Raw genomic sequence first — 14,614 nt, 5'->3', positions numbered from 1 at the left:
CGCCTAACCGACTCTCGCGCCAATATTTTTTGCGCTTGCACACAGGCTGCGGCTCCGGCGAATTATTTTTTGGATTGCGTGCTCGACGTGGATTTTTTCGCGCTTTCACCGCCCGCGAGCTTGGCTTCCAGCGCCTCGATGCGCGAAAGAAGCGCCGCATTCTCCTCCCGTGCCTTGACCGCCATGTCGCGCACCGCTTCGAAGTCCTCGCGCTGGACGAGGTCCATGGAGTGGAGCATGCGCTCGGCCTGGGAGCGGAACAATGTCTCGAACTCGCGCCGGACGCCTTGGGCGGCGCCTGCCGCGTCGGTCATCACCTTGGCGAATTCGTCGAGGATGCGATTCGTGCCATTCGTCATATCGATAACCTCTCCCTGATCCGGAATCAGGTAGGGCCGCGCGAGCGCGAATGCAAGCACGCCCGGAGCACGTTCCCCAGGCTTGACCGCGCCGCATTGCCCGCGCATACCCTGCGCCGCCGCCGGATACCGGCGGACCGAAACAGGAGGCACGTTTGAGCGAGTATTTTCTCCTGCCGCTGGCCGCCCTGCCCTTTCCGCAGATCGATCCGGTCATCTTCCAGATCGGGCCCTTCGCCGTCCACTGGTACGGGATCGGCTACATCGTCGGCATTCTCTTCGCCTGGTGGTATGCCAAGCGCCTCGTCTCGAACCGGCATCTGTGGGCGCACGACACGCCTCCCATGAAGCCGACGGACCTCGACGACTTCGTCATCTGGGCGGCCGTCGGCGTGGTCGCCGGCGGCAGGCTGGGCTATGTGCTGTTTTACGACCTGCCGCGCTACCTCGCCAATCCGCTGGACATTCTCGCCCTCTGGCAGGGCGGCATGTCCTTCCACGGCGGCATGCTGGGCACGATCCTCGCCATGGTGCTGTTCGCCCGCTCGCGCGGCATCAACGCGTGGAGCATGCTCGACACAATAGCGGCCACCGCCCCGGTGGGCCTCGGCCTGGTAAGGGTCGCGAACTTCATCAATTCGGAGCTGTGGGGCAGGCCGACGGACATGCCATGGGGCGTCGTCTTTCCGAACGGCGGGCCCCTGCCGCGCCACCCGAGTCAGCTCTACGAGGCGGCGCTGGAGGGGCTCGTCCTCTTTCTCGTGTTGCGCCTCCTCACCCACCGCCGTCTGCGCCTCAAGACGCCGCGCTTCATCGGCGGTGCCTTCATCTGCGGTTACGGCTTGTCGCGCATTTTCGCCGAGTTCTTCCGCGAGCCGGATGCGCATATCGGCTATCTGGCGGGGGGATGGCTGACCATGGGCATGGTGCTGTCGCTGCCGATGGTGCTTGCCGGGCTGTGGGCGATGACGACGGCACGGGAACCCGCCGAAGCACGCCGGGAGCCATGACCCCGCTGACCCGGAAAATACGCCGCCTGATCGAAGCTGCCGGGCCGATGAGCGTGGCCGATTACATGGCGCTTTGCCTGTTCGATCCCGAAGACGGCTACTACACTACCCGGGAGCCGTTCGGGCGTGCAGGCGACTTCACCACCGCCCCGGAGATCAGCCAGATGTTCGGCGAGCTGGTCGCGGTCTGGCTTTACAGCGCCTGGCAGGCCTGCGGTGCACCGGAGGGCGCCGTCGTCGCCGAGATCGGCCCGGGCCGCGGCACGCTGATGCAGGACATGCTGCGCACTTTCGCACGCCTTGACCGGCGCTTCGCCCCGCGCGTCGCCATGGTCGAGGCAAGCCCGCGCCTGGCGGCGCTCCAGAAGGAGACGCTCGCACACGCACCTGTCCGGGCGGACTGGTACGAACGGCCGGAGGACCTGCCGGACGGCCCGCTCTTCATCGTCGGCAACGAGTTGTTCGACGCCCTGCCCATCCGTCAATATGTGAAGACCGCCGCCGGCTGGCGCGAACGAGCGGTGGGCATCGGCGCGGACGGCGCGCTTTGCCTCATGGCCGGCGCGGGCGCTCCCGATCCCGCACTCCTGCCGCCCGGTGCCCGCGATGCGCCCAACGGCGCCGTCTTCGAGCACGCCCCGGCGCGCGAGGCCCTGATGGACGTGCTTTGCGAACGGCTCGCCCGGGAGAAGGGCGCGGGCCTCTTCGTCGATTACGGCTATGAGGGGCCGGCACTCGGCGACACGCTTCAGGCCGTGCGCCGCCATGGCTATGACGACGTGCTGTCTCATCCCGGCGAGGCGGACCTGACCGCACACGTGGATTTCGCCGCGCTCGCCGCCACCGCCCGCGCGCATCGGCTGTCGGCACCGCTGACGACGCAGGGGAAATTCCTCCTCGAACTGGGCCTTCTGGAGCGCGCCGGACGGCTTGGCGCGGGCCGGAGCGCAAAGGAACAGGAGCGCATCCGCGGAGAAGTCGAGCGGCTGGCCGGGCCTGAAGCGATGGGCGAATTGTTCAAGGTTCTGGCGGTGCTGCCGACGGGTATATCGGTGCCCCCCTTTCGATCGGCGGATTGACTTGGAATACCCCCTGCCCCACGATCCGCCGCCAAAGCAAACAGATCACAGGCGGCGCATGCTGGACATGACCAGACCGGAGCCGCTCCGGTCTCCTCTCCTCGATGCAGCACATGCAGAGGGCGTGCGGCACGGCTTTTTCACACGTATCGGCGGCATTTCCGAGGGCATCTATAGCAACCTCAATGTCGGTCTCGGCTCCGGCGATTCGGGGGACTCCGTGCGGGAAAACCGTCGCCGCGTGGCACATTGGATGGTTGTACCGGCCGAAAAGCTGTGCACATTGCACCAGTGTCACTCGGCGGATGTCGTTGTGATCGAGGAGCCCCTGGGCGAAACGCGCCCGAAGGCCGATGCCATGGTGACCCAGCAACCCGGCCTGGCGATCGGCGTGCTGACGGCCGATTGCGGACCGGTGCTCTTCGCCGATGCGCAGGCCCGCGTCGTCGGCGCCGCCCATGCCGGCTGGAAAGGGGCACTGACCGGAGTTCTGGAAAACACGATCGTCGCGATGGAACGCCTCGGCGCCGAACGCGCCCGGATCGTTGCCGTTCTCGGACCGGCGATCAGCCAGGACAATTACGAGGTGGGCCCGGAGTTCCAGGAACGCTTCCTCGCAGCCGACACCGGGAACGCGCGCTTCTTTCGGGCCTCCACGCGTCCCGGCCACTCCTGTTTCGACCTCGGCGGCTATACAATGGAACGGCTTGCCCGCGCCGGGGTCGGCGCCGAGATGCTCGGCCACTGCACCTATGCGGATGCGGACCGCTTTTACTCCTACCGCCGCGCCACACATCGCGGCGAAACGGATTACGGACGCCAGATTTCGGCGATTTGCCTGGAGGACCTTTGATGGCGCTTCACTTCGACCGAGCCGAGTTCGACGCCCGCCGCGACCGGCTACTCATCGAGATGTCGGAGCGCAAGCTCGACGCCCTGCTCATCTTCGCTCAGGAAAGCATGTATTGGCTGACGGGCTACGACACGTTCGGCTTCTGCTTTTTCCAGTGCCTCGTTGTGAAGGCGGATGGCGAGATGGTGCTTTTGACGCGCTCGGCCGACCTGCGCCAGGCGCGGCATACTTCCATTATCGGAGACATCGTGGTCTGGAACGATCGGCAGGGCGCGAATCCAGCCGTCGAGCTGCGCGAGTTGTTGAACAATCTCGACCTTCTGGGCATGCGCATCGGGGTGGAGTACGACACCCACGGCCTGACTGCCATGAACGGGCGGCTTCTCGACGAGCAGCTGCGGACCTTTGCCAAGGTCGAGGACGCCTCCGACCTTGTGGCGCGGCTGAGGCTGTTGAAGAGCCCGGCGGAAGTCGAGAAGGTCAAGCGCGCCGCCACCCTGGCGGATGATGCCTTCGACGCTGGTCTTGCCCTCGTCAAGCAGGGCGCCGATGAAGCGGCGATCCTGGCTGCCATGCAGAGCGCCGTTCTCGCCGGCGGCGGTGACTATGCAGCGAACGAGTTCGTGATCGGTTCCGGCGCCGACGCGCTTCTATGCCGCTACAAGGCAGGCCGCAGGAAGCTCACCAAGAACGACCAACTCACGCTCGAATGGGCCGGCGTCTATCACCGCTACCATGCGGCGATGATGCAGACGGTGCTGACGGGCAAAGCCTCCAAGCGGCATCAGGAGCTGTTCGAGGCGGCGCGTAGCGCGCTCCTGGCCGGTGAGAAGGCCATGACGCCCGGCAACACCTTCGGGGACGTCTTCGATGCCCATGCCCGCGTGATGGAGATCCACGGCCTGACGAAGCATCGGCTGAACGCCTGCGGCTATTCGCTCGGGGCCCGCTTCGCCCCGTCCTGGATGGACCCGCAAATGTTCTACAACGGCAATCCCGAGCCGATCGCGCCGAACATGACGCTCTTCGCGCACATGATCATCATGGATTCCGAATCGGGCTGCGCCATGTGTCTCGGCCGCACATACCTCACCACCGAGGCCGAACCGACGCCCCTTTCCCGCCACGGGCCGGAGTTAATCGTAAAATAAGCATTTGGGGTCATGCCGGGTGAAACCGGGATCTCGATCGCGGGGAGAAGGATAAGATGAGGCGCTTCATCGTAATCATCGCCTTGGCGATTCTGGGACCGCTCGTCTCCGCCTGCCAGGGAACGGGCGCGCTAGACCTCACGCCGCGGGCGGAAGCCGGCGCAAGCGACGCGAACGCCACGCCACCGGCGAATCCAAGCGCCAGCGCAGCGCAATCCGGTGGCCAGGCGAACGCATTGCCTGTCGCCGCAGGCGATGCACGGATCCAATTCGCCCCCGTGATCGGCGCCACGGAAGAGGCGGTAACCCCGCTCTCCCGCAGACTCTCCGCGCGCGCCGGCGAGCGCGGCCTGACCCTTGTCACGGAGAGCACCGCCGCGACGCTCCTGGTAAAGGGCTACTTTTCGACCATCGCCGATGACGGCCGGACGACGGTCATCTATGTCTGGGACGTGCTCGCCCCCACCGGCAACCGCCTGCACCGGATCCAGGGACAGCAGGCCGTGACCGGCGGCCAGGGCACCGGCTGGCCGTCGGTAACCGACGAGACCATGCAGGCGATCGCCGACAGGACCATAGACGAGCTGGCGACGTGGCTGTCCAGAAGCACCGGATGATAACCCTTTCTGGGTAAAGGCGCGGACTTTTTCCCAGAGATGCTTGCATTAGCCGGCCACACCGCTAAAAGCCGGCACAGAAGTCGAGGCGTTGGCCGGGAACGTTCCATGAAGCTCTTTGCGGGCAATTCAAACCGGGTGCTGGCGGAGGCCGTCGCCCGCTATCTCAATATCTCCCTTGGAAAAGCCACGGTCCGGCGCTTCGCCGACCAGGAGATTTTCGTCGAGATCCAGGAGAACGTGCGCGGCGAGGATGTCTTCATTCTCCAGTCCACGGCCTACCCGGCGAACGATCACCTGATGGAGATGCTCATCATGATCGACGCCTTCCGCCGCTCCTCCGCGCGGCGGATCACGGCCGTGCTCCCCTATTTCGGCTATGCCAGGCAAGATCGCCGCACCTCCGGCCGCACGCCGATCTCGGCCAAGCTGGTGGCCAACCTGATCACCCGTGCCGGCGCCGACCGCGTGCTGACGCTGGATCTCCACGCCGGACAGATCCAGGGCTTTTTCGACATTCCGACGGACAATCTCTTCGCCGTGCCGGTCATGGCGCGCGATGTGAAGGCGCATTACAAACTGAAAAACGTAATGGTGGTCTCGCCGGATGTCGGCGGCGTCGTGCGCGCCCGCGCGCTCGCCAAGCGCATCGACGCGCCGCTCGCCATCGTCGACAAGCGCCGCGACCGGCCCGGCGAATCCGAAGTCATGAACGTCATCGGCGACGTGCGCGGCAAGGACTGCCTGCTGATCGACGACATCATCGATTCCGGCGGCACCCTGTGCAACGCCGCCGAGGCGCTGCTCGCCAACGGTGCCAACAACGTGACGGCCTACATCACACACGGCGTCCTGTCGGGCGGCGCCGTGGCGCGCATCTCCGGCTCCAAGCTCACCGAGCTCGTCATAACCGATTCCATCCAGCCGACATCGGCCGTGGAGGCCGCGCACAACGTGCGTGTCGTCACGATTGCCGACCTGATCGGCGAAGCGATCTCGCGCACGGCGTCCGAGCAGTCTGTCTCCAGCCTTTTCGACTGAACTTCACGCGCCCATGCAATTCAGTGAAATTCTGGAAGAACTAGGCATCCGACTGGGACTGATCAGGCCTGCCCTGCCGAAGAACCGGCTTGTTGTCCTCCTCCGATCTCCGCAATTCATTGTTCTCCTGCCAACCGTGGCAGGCTACGACTATGGTCGCTGGAAAAATCCAGAAAGGGCTGTCCGACTTCCCGTGGATGCGCCGGACGAGGAGATCGGGGCCGCCGCGCAGCACACCTTTCAAGAGGTCAGGATCGACCGCTCCTACAAGGAGCCGCGCAAACGCCACCCCTACGGCATCAGCCCCGAACTGCAGGCTCTCACGGGCTGCAAGCGGACCCGGTCCTTCTACAGCCATGTCAAATATGCACAGGCCGGCGAAGACGACGGGCTCGTAAGGTGCCACGCGTCCATCAGGGGCGCGCTCTATACCTACACGCCGGTCTTCGAAGCGCCGCTCGACGATGCGCGAAAGCTCGGCACGGCCGTGCGTGAGGCGCTGGAGGCCTCACGGTTTTAACGGCCTTCAGGCGCTTGAGTGCGCCAACCAAACCCCGAACTTACCGCTACCGCAGCTTACGTCTCGATCACCGCTCCTCTTTCCTGAAGCAGTTCCCGCAGCACCGAGCGGTGGCAGCGCGCCTCGTCCTCTCAGTAGCAGCCGATGGAGAAATCAGCGTTGAGCGAGCCTGATCCGCACCCGCGCCTCAACTGGGGCTACCGCTCCATCGGGGTCCCCGGCGACGCGCTCGGCTCCACCGGCAGCGCCACCTGTCTCGCCAGCCGCATCAGCTCAGCCTGGCGGGAGACACCGCTCTTCAGAAAGATGTTGTCGAGATGCGTGCGCGCCGTCGTTGGCGCGATACCGAGGTCGCCGGCAGCCTCGGCGAGCATCCGGCCGGCGAGCAGACAGGTGAGCAGCCGCGTCTCAGCCCGCGTCAGCCCGAAGGTCCGCGCGATCATCTCCGCTTCACTCTCCGCGTCCGGCTCGCTGCCGATGAAGACGGCGGCCACCGCCGCCGGCTGGAGACTCGTGCGAAGATCACTACCGGTCATCGGCAGGAGGTGGGCGAAGAGCGGCAGTGCGTCGATATCTGTGAGGCGGACGCTCAGCCCCGCCTTGCCCATGCCCGCCTCGTCGCACGCGGCCTGACGGATGGCGTTGCGCAATTCGCGCGCGGCGGCGGGGACCTTGGCCTCCAGAACGCCTCGACTCTCTCTTATGGCTGCGCCCTCGCAAAGCATGCGCTCAGCCGCGCGGTTGGAATGCAAGATGGCACCGCGCTCGTCTGTCAGCACCACACCACAGGCGAGCGCGTCGAGCGCCTGAACCATGCGTTCACGTTCGATCGCGCGGGCGTCGAGCACCCGGCTAATCGTCACGGCGCGTCTCAGATGGGGCAGGAGCAGCTTGCCGATCGCGATTTCACGGTCCGTCATCAAGCCCTGCCGCTGGTGCCGAAAGACCACCATCTCGGAAAAATGGGTTGGCGTGTACATAAGGAAGAAGTGAGTGATGTCGGTAATTCCTTGCGGCTTGAGGCAGCGCTGCACGTAGGGCGAGGCCGCAAGGCGCTCCGGCGGAATCTCGCGCGAGGCGACGTAAGCCTCGTCCAACGACGTGCCTGGGGACAGCCACGATGAAAGAAAGCCGTGGATCTCGGGAAGATGCTGCGCCCTTTCCTCCAGCCAATGCTGTTCCCAACCGAAACTCTGATCGATCACCAGATGGTCGTGGCGCAGATCGTTCAGCGACAGGATGAGCGACTGCGCAAGGAGAGCCTCCGCGATCTCGGCGAGCGTATGCCCCCAGCGCGACGGATCGAGCGTGCAGTCGTAGATCGATCCGACGAGCCTCGAGAAGGCATGTGGCGGCAGTGTCTCGACCATGCTCCCGGACTCCGAACGCAAATTTCCGACCGCTGCCACCCTTCCCTGCGCTTGGCGCGGCATCACGCCCCAACTTTTCACGGCCTCCTGCAAACGCAGGATGCGCAAGTAAAGAGGCCGTGAAAAACTTCGCGCAGTCAATGCAAATCTGTTCTGTCAGGAAGAGCGAAGATCATGTCAGGAAAAAGGAACGGACATCCGATCGGTGGCGTGAAGACGGGTGATGGTATCCGGATGCTGTCCGCTTCGCCGGCGGAAGTGCCGGCGCCCAAGGGAGGAGAATCAGCGATGACACGACGTTTGACTGCGTACGCATTCGCGTGGCTCGCCGCGACCGGCGTTGCCGCGGCCTCGGACTTGGCTCCCGAGAGCGGGCACAGCCTACACCTCGCCCGCTTCAACGGCACCCTCTACTACACGGTCGAGGAGGACGGCTTTCATGTGGTCGCCACCCTCGCCGAGGGCGAAGACGGCCTGCCTGTGCGCTTCATGGCCATCTTGGCCGACGGCCAGGTGCTTGCCATCTCCGTTCCGGGCAGGCCCGGCGAAACGGGCGAGAAGATCGAAATCCTGCGCGCCGGAAGCAAGGTCCGGATAGACATGCAGCCGCAACCCGGAGCCTTCGTGAGCGCTCGTCCATAGACAGCAATGGGGGGGAGGAAATGCCATGTCTGGCTCGGTTCTGATCTCAACGGCCATGTTGCAATTCCTGGCGGGCTACATGGTGATCGTGATCACGCCCGGGCCGATCGCACTCACCACAGGAAGCCTCGCCTCGCTCTACGGCTTCGCTCGAATGATCCCGCTCCTGGCCGGCATCGGCGTGGGAACGGCCGTTCTGGCGACCCTCATGGCCTTTGGCGCGGTGCGTCTCGCCGCTTCCCTGCCGCCGCCGACGGTCGAGATCGCCAGCGCGGCGGTGCTGGGCGGGATGGCATGGCGCATCGCGTGCATGGCTCCGCCCGCTGCGGCCGAACCGCCACGGAAGCTGCAAGCCAGCCTGTTTGTCGGGGGCGTTCTGATCGGATTTCTGTCACCCCAGACCGCCTCCTTCCTAGCCGTTGTCTTCGCCGGAATGATGCTGCCCATCCAGAATACCGGCGACGCTTTTTTGGTGGTCGCCGTCACGACGCTCCTCGGGGTCGGCTGGTACGGGTTTGTGGCTGCCGCCCTTTCCCGTCCAGCTGTGCGCGCCGCCGCCCTTCGCCGTCACCGCGCCATCTGCCGGGGGGCGGGTTTCACGCTGGCTTTGCTTGCGCTTGCTTCCGCCCTTTCCGCCCTTTCGCCGAGCTAAAGGGAAACCATGTGCAACAATGCCATCAAGGCACGCTTCGAAGCCATTCTGGCGCCCGATGAGCGCTGGATGGTCTTTGACCGGCTGACCGAAATGCCGGCGGAATGCGACGACCGCGTGCTGATCGGCCTTGACCAGGTGACCGCCTTTTCCCTCCTGGGCCTTCTGAACGGGACGGATCGCCCCTTACAGCAGGCCGATAAGCCGACCAACCCCGCCCTCCCGGCGGACGGCGCCCGCGCTGGGCGCCCTTGCACCCGTCCCCCCCATCGGTTATAGACGCGCGTCCGCGCGGACACCCTTGGAGGCAGCGCGGATGAAAACCGGTTGCCGAGAACGCCACCGGTTTTCCGTTTTCGGGATTCGGCTTGTCCCTCCCGGAAACGCTCCGAAAAACGAAAGGAAAAGACCATGGCCCATCAGTCCTATGAACTGAAGGCCGAGGCGCGCGAACGGGTCGGAAAGGGGTCCGCCCGGGCAATTCGGCGCAACGGCAAGGTTCCCGCCGTCATTTACGGCGAAAAGCAACCCCCGCTGGCGATCACGCTTCCCTACAAGGAGGTGTTCCACCGCATCCACGCAGGCGGCTTCATGACCACCATCGCCTCCGTCGAGGTGAACGGCGAGAAGATCCAGGTCCTGCCGAGGGATTATCAGCTCGATCCCGTACGCGGCTTCGCCATGCATGTGGACTTCCTGCGCATCGGCCGCAACACCATCGTGACGGTCAACGTGCCGGTGCATTTCCTCAACGAGGAGGACGCGCCCGGCATCAAGCGCGGCGGCGTCCTGAACGTGGTGCGCCACGAAGTCGAGTTCGCTTGCCCGGCGACCGCCATCCCGGACTACATCGAGGTCGACCTCACGGGCATGGACATCGGCGATTCCGTACACATCTCCGCTGTGAAGCTGCCCGAGGGCGCCAAGCCGACCATCACCGACCGCGACTTTACCATCGCCACGGTTGCCGCACCGGCCGGCCTGAAGGCCGAGGAGAGCGAGGAAGCCGCCGAAGCGGAAGAGGAACAGGAAGAAGAGGCGGAAGGCGGGGACGAGGAGTAGTCCTCCCCTTCCCCACAGGGGACCGACCGCATGCTTCTTGTTGCAGGGCTCGGCAATCCCGGCCGGCAATACGAAAACCACCGGCACAATGTCGGCTTCATGGCGGCGGACGCGATCGCGCGCCGCCATTCCTTTTCGCCCTGGTCGAAAAAGTTCAGCGCCCTCGTGGCGGAGGGGCTGCTTGGCGGCGAAAAGGTGCTGCTCATCAAGCCGCAAACCTTCATGAACCTTTCCGGCCAGGCGGTCGGCGAAGCCATGCGCTTTTATAAGCTCGCCCCCGCCGACCTCGTCGTGCTCTATGACGAGTTGGACCTTGCCCCGGGAAAGCTGCGCGTCAAGCGCGGCGGCGGGCATGGCGGCCACAATGGCATCAAGTCGATCAACGCCCATTGCGGCCCCGACTACCGGCGCGTGCGCATCGGCATCGGCCATCCGGGCGACAAGGCGCGGGTGAACGCCCATGTTCTGGGCGACTTCGCCAAGGCCGACCGGGACTGGCTGGAGCCGTTGCTCGATTCTGTGGCCGACAATTTCGGGATGCTCGCCGCAGGCGACGAGTCGGGTTTCATGAACAAGGTGAGCCTGGCGATGAAGGGCGAGCCCGACGAGAAGACGCCTGTCCCGGCGCCGAAGGGTCGCAGTCACATTCGCCAGGCGCGGCCGCGGAAACCGGCTGCGCCGGTACCGGAGACGGGACCGATGGCGGCGATGCTGAAAAAGCTCTTCGGCAACAAGGAATAGCCGGACGAGCGCACAGGCGGGGCTTGACCTTTCCAAGCCCCCTCGCCCATACCCTCCCCCAACCTTCGCCGAACCGGTTCCACCTGACAGGACAAAGCACCCATGGGTTTCAAATGCGGCATTGTCGGTCTGCCCAATGTCGGCAAGTCGACGCTCTTCAACGCGCTCACAAAGACGGCCGCGGCCCAGGCGGCGAACTATCCCTTCTGCACCATCGAGCCGAACACCGGCGAGGTGGCCGTGCCCGACCCGCGGCTGAAAAGGATTGCCGAAATCGCCGCCTCGAAGGAGGTCGTGCCGACGCGCATCTCCTTCGTGGACATAGCCGGGCTGGTGCGCGGCGCATCCAAGGGCGAAGGACTCGGCAATCAGTTCTTGGCCAATATCCGCGAGGTGGACGCGATCGTGCATGTCCTGCGCTGCTTCGAGGACGAGGACATCGCCCATGTGGAGGGGCGCATCGATCCGGTCGCCGACGCCGAGACGGTGGAGACAGAACTGATGCTGGCCGACCTCGAAAGCCTCGAGCGGCGCATCGTCGCAACCCGCAAGCGCGCCACGGGCAAGGAAAAGGAGGCGATCACCGTCCTGCCCGTCATGGAGCAGGCGCTCGCTCTTCTCCAGGACGGCAAGCCGGTCAGGCTCCTGCTTTCGGAACTGGATGCGGAAAGCCTGCGCATCCTGCGCATGCTCAACCTTCTGACGTCCAAGCCCGTTCTTTATGTCTGCAACGTCGCCGAGGGCGATGCCGCGAACGGAAACGCCTACAGCGCAGCGGTCGAGGAGATGGCAGCGGCGCAGGGCGCCAAATCGGTGGTGATCTCGGCGGCCATCGAAGCGGAGGTGGCGCAGCTTCCCGAGGAGGAGGCAGCGGAATATCTGGAGGCCATGGGGCTCGAGGAGCCTGGTCTCAACCGCCTGATCCGCGCCGGCTATGCGCTTTTAGACCTGATCACCTTCTTCACCGCCGGGCCGAAGGAGGCCCGCGCCTGGACCGTCCAGAAAGGCTCGAAAGCGCCGCAGGCCGCCGGTGTCATCCATACCGATTTCGAGCGCGGTTTCATCCGTGCGCAGACCATCGCCTATGACGATTTCGTCGGCCTCGGCGGCGAGACGGCGGCGCGCGAAGCCGGCAAGGCGCGCGACGAGGGCAAGGAATACATCGTTCAGGACGGCGACGTTGTGCTGTTCAAGTTCAACACCTGACGGGCGGTCGCCGGACTATCCACCGCTTCCACGCTCTGCGGCGGATTGCCGCCGCTTGCGGATTGGATTCGTGTCATCGAAAGGGTGTAATCCTCAGCTTGTCCGGTGTTCCCCTCCCAGGCACCGGGTTCTCAAACCATTCCCGTGAGCCTCCGGTCCTTGGGCCGGTGGGCGGGCCTGTTTTAAAGGATCGTGTTCATGCTGAGAAAAAGAGTCCCGGACGTGACCTTCCGCACCCGCGTGCGCGATGAGAGCATCGAAGGACCGAATCCCTATCGCTGGGAGAACAAGACCACGGCGGATTATTTCAGCGGGAAGCGCGTGGTCCTGTTCTCGCTGCCGGGCGCCTTCACGCCCACCTGCTCCAACTACCAGCTGCCCGATTTCGAGAAGCTCCACGACGAATTCAAGGCGGAAGGCATCGACGAGATCTACTGCATTTCGGTCAACGACGCCTTCGTCATGAACGCATGGGCCCGCCACCAGGGGATCGAGAAGATCAAGTTCATTCCCGACGGCTCCGGCGAGTTCACGCGCAAGATGGGCATGCTGGTGGCCAAGGACAATCTGGGCTTCGGCATGCGCTCCTGGCGCTATGCTGCCGTCGTCAACGACGGCATGATCGAACAGTGGTTCGAGGAGGAAGGCTTCGCCGACAATTGCGAGACCGACCCGTACGGCGTTTCCTCGCCGCAGAACATCCTGGAAAACCTCAGGGCGCGCGAATCCGCCGCCGCCTGATCCCACCTACTGCGTCTGACCCTCTACCCCCGGACAGAGCCTGTCCGGGGTTTTTGCCGTATGCGGCGTTATCGGCGGGGCTCGCCTCGTCAGTCGCCCGCGAAGGAGACCAGCGTGCGCACCTCGACACCGGCGGCTTCCAGCAAGGCACGGCCGCCCAGATCCGGCAGGTCGATGACAAAGCAGGCCGAGACGATTTCTGCGCCCATCTGGCGCAGGAGCTTGACCGCCGCTTCCGCCGTGCCGCCCGTGGCCACCAGATCGTCGACCAGGATCACCTTCTCGCCGGGCTTGACGGCATCGCGGTGCATTTCCATCTCATCGAGCCCGTATTCGAGGCTGTAGGCCACGCGCACCGTCTCGTGCGGCAGCTTGCCTTTCTTGCGGATCGGGGCGAATCCGGAGGAGAGCTGGTGGGCAATCGCCCCGCCGAGGATGAAGCCACGCGCCTCTATGCCCGCGATCTTGTCGATCTTCGACCCCGCATAGGGATGGACGAGTTCGTCCACCGCGCGGCGGAAGGCGCGTGCATCGCCCAGAAGCGTGGTGATATCGCGAAAGAGGATGCCGGGCTTCGGGTAGTCGGGAATCGTGCGGATCGCCGCGCGCAACGTCTCATCGAGCGACTGCTTCATCTTCCGGAGTCCTCCGCCCTGCTGCCTTGCCAATAAAAAGGGCGCCCATGCGGCGCCCTCAAATTTCACATGGAATGAGGTCTGATGCCGTCAGTGCACTTCCGCCCATACCTTACGCTTGGTCAGATAGACAAGCCCGCCGAATAGGACGAGGAAGACCATGACCGTGAAGCCGGTCGCCTTGCGCGCTTCCATATGCGGCTCGGCCGCCCACATCATGAAGGCCGACACGTCGCGGGAGTACTGGTCCAGCGTCTCAGGCGCACCATCGTCATAGGTGACCATTCCGTCGGCGATCGGCGGCGCCATGGCAAGCGAGATGCCGTTGATGAAATACGGGTTGTAGTACGTACCGGGCGGAACTTCGACGCCCTCCGGCGGCTCCTCGTATCCGGTCAGCAGCGCGTGAGTATAGTCCACTCCGCCCTCGGCATACTGGGTAAAGATATCGAAGAGGAAGGTCGGGAACCCGCGCTCCACCGCCCGCGCCTTGGCCAGCAGCGAAAAATCGGGCGGCACGGCGCCGTTGTTCGAGGCCGCCGCCTGCTCGGGATTGGCGAAGGGCGGGGGGAAGTGGTCGGACGGCTTGGCGGGCCGGGTGAACATGTCGCCCGCCTCGTTCGGGCCGTCCTCGACTTCGTATTCGGCGGCGATCGCCCGCACCTGCTCTTCCGTGTAGCCCAGGTCCTCCAGATTGCGGAAAGCGACGAGGTTCAGCGAATGGCAGGCGGAACAGACCTCGCGATAGACCTTGAAGCCGCGCTGCAGCTGGCCCTTGTCGTAGGTCCCGAACGGCCCCGAGAAGCTCCAGTCAATGGGCTCCGGTTCCTCCAGTGGATACTCCGCGGCCGCCGCCGAGGAGGCCAGGGCAAAGCCGAGGCCGAGCGCCGCCAGGCCATGGAAAAACATCTTCATGTCCGAAATCCCTTTGCGCA

The 14,614-nt window shown here is 64.8% G+C and carries 18 protein-coding genes; 14 read left to right on the top strand and 4 right to left on the bottom strand.

What is annotated here, in order from left to right; translation table 11 throughout:
- Positions 1 to 62: 62 nt before the first annotated feature.
- The gene (locus tag SIN08_RS12155; protein WP_322451838.1) at positions 63 to 359 is read right to left on the bottom strand and encodes an accessory factor UbiK family protein; all 297 of its coding nucleotides are present in this window, start codon (positions 357 to 359) and stop codon (positions 63 to 65) included.
- Positions 360 to 514: 155 nt separating this feature from the next.
- Here SIN08_RS12155 and lgt point away from each other — a divergent pair, with 155 nt between their 5' ends.
- From lgt to SIN08_RS12120, 7 genes are all read left to right on the top strand, one after another.
- Entirely contained in the window at positions 515 to 1,369 is an 855-nt protein-coding gene (lgt, locus tag SIN08_RS12150) for a prolipoprotein diacylglyceryl transferase (protein WP_322451837.1), read from the top strand.
- Positions 1,366 to 2,448, top strand: a complete 1,083-nt coding sequence (locus SIN08_RS12145; RefSeq protein WP_322451836.1) for a class I SAM-dependent methyltransferase — start codon at positions 1,366 to 1,368, stop codon at positions 2,446 to 2,448. The genes lgt and SIN08_RS12145 overlap by 4 nt, the downstream gene beginning before the upstream one ends.
- Before the next feature lie 58 nt (positions 2,449 to 2,506).
- The gene (gene pgeF, locus SIN08_RS12140; protein WP_322451835.1) at positions 2,507 to 3,301 is read left to right on the top strand and encodes a peptidoglycan editing factor PgeF; all 795 of its coding nucleotides are present in this window, start codon (positions 2,507 to 2,509) and stop codon (positions 3,299 to 3,301) included.
- A complete protein-coding gene (locus SIN08_RS12135) occupies positions 3,301 to 4,452 on the top strand; it encodes a Xaa-Pro peptidase family protein (RefSeq protein ID WP_322451834.1) in 1,152 nt (383 codons plus the stop codon). Before pgeF ends, SIN08_RS12135 begins: the two co-directional genes overlap by 1 nt.
- A gap of 56 nt (positions 4,453 to 4,508) precedes the next feature.
- Positions 4,509 to 5,069, top strand: coding sequence for a hypothetical protein (locus SIN08_RS12130; protein WP_322451833.1), 561 nt, complete (start codon positions 4,509 to 4,511; stop codon positions 5,067 to 5,069).
- Between the two features lie 108 nt (positions 5,070 to 5,177).
- A complete protein-coding gene (locus SIN08_RS12125) occupies positions 5,178 to 6,110 on the top strand; it encodes a ribose-phosphate pyrophosphokinase (RefSeq protein WP_322451832.1) in 933 nt (310 codons plus the stop codon).
- A 193-nt stretch (positions 6,111 to 6,303) separates the two neighbouring features.
- On the top strand, positions 6,304 to 6,630 hold the full coding sequence (locus SIN08_RS12120) for a hypothetical protein (RefSeq protein ID WP_322451831.1): 327 nt from the start codon (positions 6,304 to 6,306) through the stop codon (positions 6,628 to 6,630).
- A 197-nt stretch (positions 6,631 to 6,827) separates the two neighbouring features.
- Here SIN08_RS12120 and SIN08_RS12115 read toward each other — a convergent pair whose 3' ends face one another.
- Complete coding sequence (locus SIN08_RS12115; protein WP_322451830.1) at positions 6,828 to 8,000, bottom strand: LuxR C-terminal-related transcriptional regulator; 1,173 nt, start codon at positions 7,998 to 8,000, stop codon at positions 6,828 to 6,830.
- A 288-nt stretch (positions 8,001 to 8,288) separates the two neighbouring features.
- Here SIN08_RS12115 and SIN08_RS12110 point away from each other — a divergent pair, with 288 nt between their 5' ends.
- From SIN08_RS12110 to SIN08_RS12080, 7 genes are all read left to right on the top strand, one after another.
- The gene (locus SIN08_RS12110; protein ID WP_322451829.1) at positions 8,289 to 8,642 is read left to right on the top strand and encodes a hypothetical protein; all 354 of its coding nucleotides are present in this window, start codon (positions 8,289 to 8,291) and stop codon (positions 8,640 to 8,642) included.
- A gap of 25 nt (positions 8,643 to 8,667) precedes the next feature.
- A complete protein-coding gene (locus tag SIN08_RS12105) occupies positions 8,668 to 9,294 on the top strand; it encodes a LysE family transporter (protein WP_322451828.1) in 627 nt (208 codons plus the stop codon).
- A 9-nt stretch (positions 9,295 to 9,303) separates the two neighbouring features.
- A complete protein-coding gene (locus SIN08_RS12100) occupies positions 9,304 to 9,573 on the top strand; it encodes a hypothetical protein (RefSeq protein ID WP_322451827.1) in 270 nt (89 codons plus the stop codon).
- Between the two features lie 132 nt (positions 9,574 to 9,705).
- Positions 9,706 to 10,356: a 50S ribosomal protein L25/general stress protein Ctc gene (locus SIN08_RS12095; protein ID WP_322451826.1), complete on the top strand. Its 651-nt coding sequence runs from the start codon at positions 9,706 to 9,708 to the stop codon at positions 10,354 to 10,356.
- Positions 10,357 to 10,386: 30 nt separating this feature from the next.
- On the top strand, positions 10,387 to 11,097 hold the full coding sequence (gene pth / locus SIN08_RS12090) for an aminoacyl-tRNA hydrolase (RefSeq protein WP_322451825.1): 711 nt from the start codon (positions 10,387 to 10,389) through the stop codon (positions 11,095 to 11,097).
- A 102-nt stretch (positions 11,098 to 11,199) separates the two neighbouring features.
- Positions 11,200 to 12,303: a redox-regulated ATPase YchF gene (gene ychF, locus SIN08_RS12085; protein WP_322451824.1), complete on the top strand. Its 1,104-nt coding sequence runs from the start codon at positions 11,200 to 11,202 to the stop codon at positions 12,301 to 12,303.
- Between the two features lie 198 nt (positions 12,304 to 12,501).
- Complete coding sequence (locus SIN08_RS12080; RefSeq protein ID WP_322451823.1) at positions 12,502 to 13,044, top strand: peroxiredoxin; 543 nt, start codon at positions 12,502 to 12,504, stop codon at positions 13,042 to 13,044.
- Between the two features lie 89 nt (positions 13,045 to 13,133).
- On the opposite strand, the gene SIN08_RS12075 is transcribed toward SIN08_RS12080, so the two are convergent.
- Together SIN08_RS12075 and SIN08_RS12070 are read right to left on the bottom strand one after the other, a co-directional pair.
- Positions 13,134 to 13,679: an adenine phosphoribosyltransferase gene (locus SIN08_RS12075; protein ID WP_322451822.1), complete on the bottom strand. Its 546-nt coding sequence runs from the start codon at positions 13,677 to 13,679 to the stop codon at positions 13,134 to 13,136.
- A gap of 90 nt (positions 13,680 to 13,769) precedes the next feature.
- Entirely contained in the window at positions 13,770 to 14,594 is an 825-nt protein-coding gene (locus SIN08_RS12070) for a cytochrome c1 (protein WP_322451821.1), read from the bottom strand.
- Positions 14,595 to 14,614: the final 20 nt, after the last annotated feature.

It is taken from the genome of Chelativorans sp. M5D2P16 (assembly GCF_034427935.1).
Lineage (GTDB): Bacteria > Pseudomonadota > Alphaproteobacteria > Rhizobiales > Rhizobiaceae > Chelativorans.
Note: the sequence above shows the minus strand (reverse complement) of the source record. Positions and strands in the feature narration are given on the sequence as shown.

Coding starts and splice junctions, on each gene's coding strand:
- SIN08_RS12070 (WP_322451821.1), bottom strand. CDS start 14,594: ATGAAGATGTTTTTCCATGGCCTGGCGGCGCTCGGCCTCGGCTTTGCC.
- SIN08_RS12110 (WP_322451829.1), top strand. CDS start 8,289: ATGACACGACGTTTGACTGCGTACGCATTCGCGTGGCTCGCCGCGACC.
- SIN08_RS12080 (WP_322451823.1), top strand. CDS start 12,502: ATGCTGAGAAAAAGAGTCCCGGACGTGACCTTCCGCACCCGCGTGCGC.
- pgeF (WP_322451835.1), top strand. CDS start 2,507: ATGCTGGACATGACCAGACCGGAGCCGCTCCGGTCTCCTCTCCTCGAT.
- SIN08_RS12100 (WP_322451827.1), top strand. CDS start 9,304: ATGTGCAACAATGCCATCAAGGCACGCTTCGAAGCCATTCTGGCGCCC.
- pth (WP_322451825.1), top strand. CDS start 10,387: ATGCTTCTTGTTGCAGGGCTCGGCAATCCCGGCCGGCAATACGAAAAC.
- ychF (WP_322451824.1), top strand. CDS start 11,200: ATGGGTTTCAAATGCGGCATTGTCGGTCTGCCCAATGTCGGCAAGTCG.
- SIN08_RS12145 (WP_322451836.1), top strand. CDS start 1,366: ATGACCCCGCTGACCCGGAAAATACGCCGCCTGATCGAAGCTGCCGGG.
- SIN08_RS12095 (WP_322451826.1), top strand. CDS start 9,706: ATGGCCCATCAGTCCTATGAACTGAAGGCCGAGGCGCGCGAACGGGTC.
- SIN08_RS12125 (WP_322451832.1), top strand. CDS start 5,178: ATGAAGCTCTTTGCGGGCAATTCAAACCGGGTGCTGGCGGAGGCCGTC.
- SIN08_RS12115 (WP_322451830.1), bottom strand. CDS start 8,000: ATGGTCGAGACACTGCCGCCACATGCCTTCTCGAGGCTCGTCGGATCG.
- SIN08_RS12155 (WP_322451838.1), bottom strand. CDS start 359: ATGACGAATGGCACGAATCGCATCCTCGACGAATTCGCCAAGGTGATG.
- SIN08_RS12075 (WP_322451822.1), bottom strand. CDS start 13,679: ATGAAGCAGTCGCTCGATGAGACGTTGCGCGCGGCGATCCGCACGATT.
- SIN08_RS12105 (WP_322451828.1), top strand. CDS start 8,668: ATGTCTGGCTCGGTTCTGATCTCAACGGCCATGTTGCAATTCCTGGCG.
- SIN08_RS12130 (WP_322451833.1), top strand. CDS start 4,509: ATGAGGCGCTTCATCGTAATCATCGCCTTGGCGATTCTGGGACCGCTC.
- SIN08_RS12135 (WP_322451834.1), top strand. CDS start 3,301: ATGGCGCTTCACTTCGACCGAGCCGAGTTCGACGCCCGCCGCGACCGG.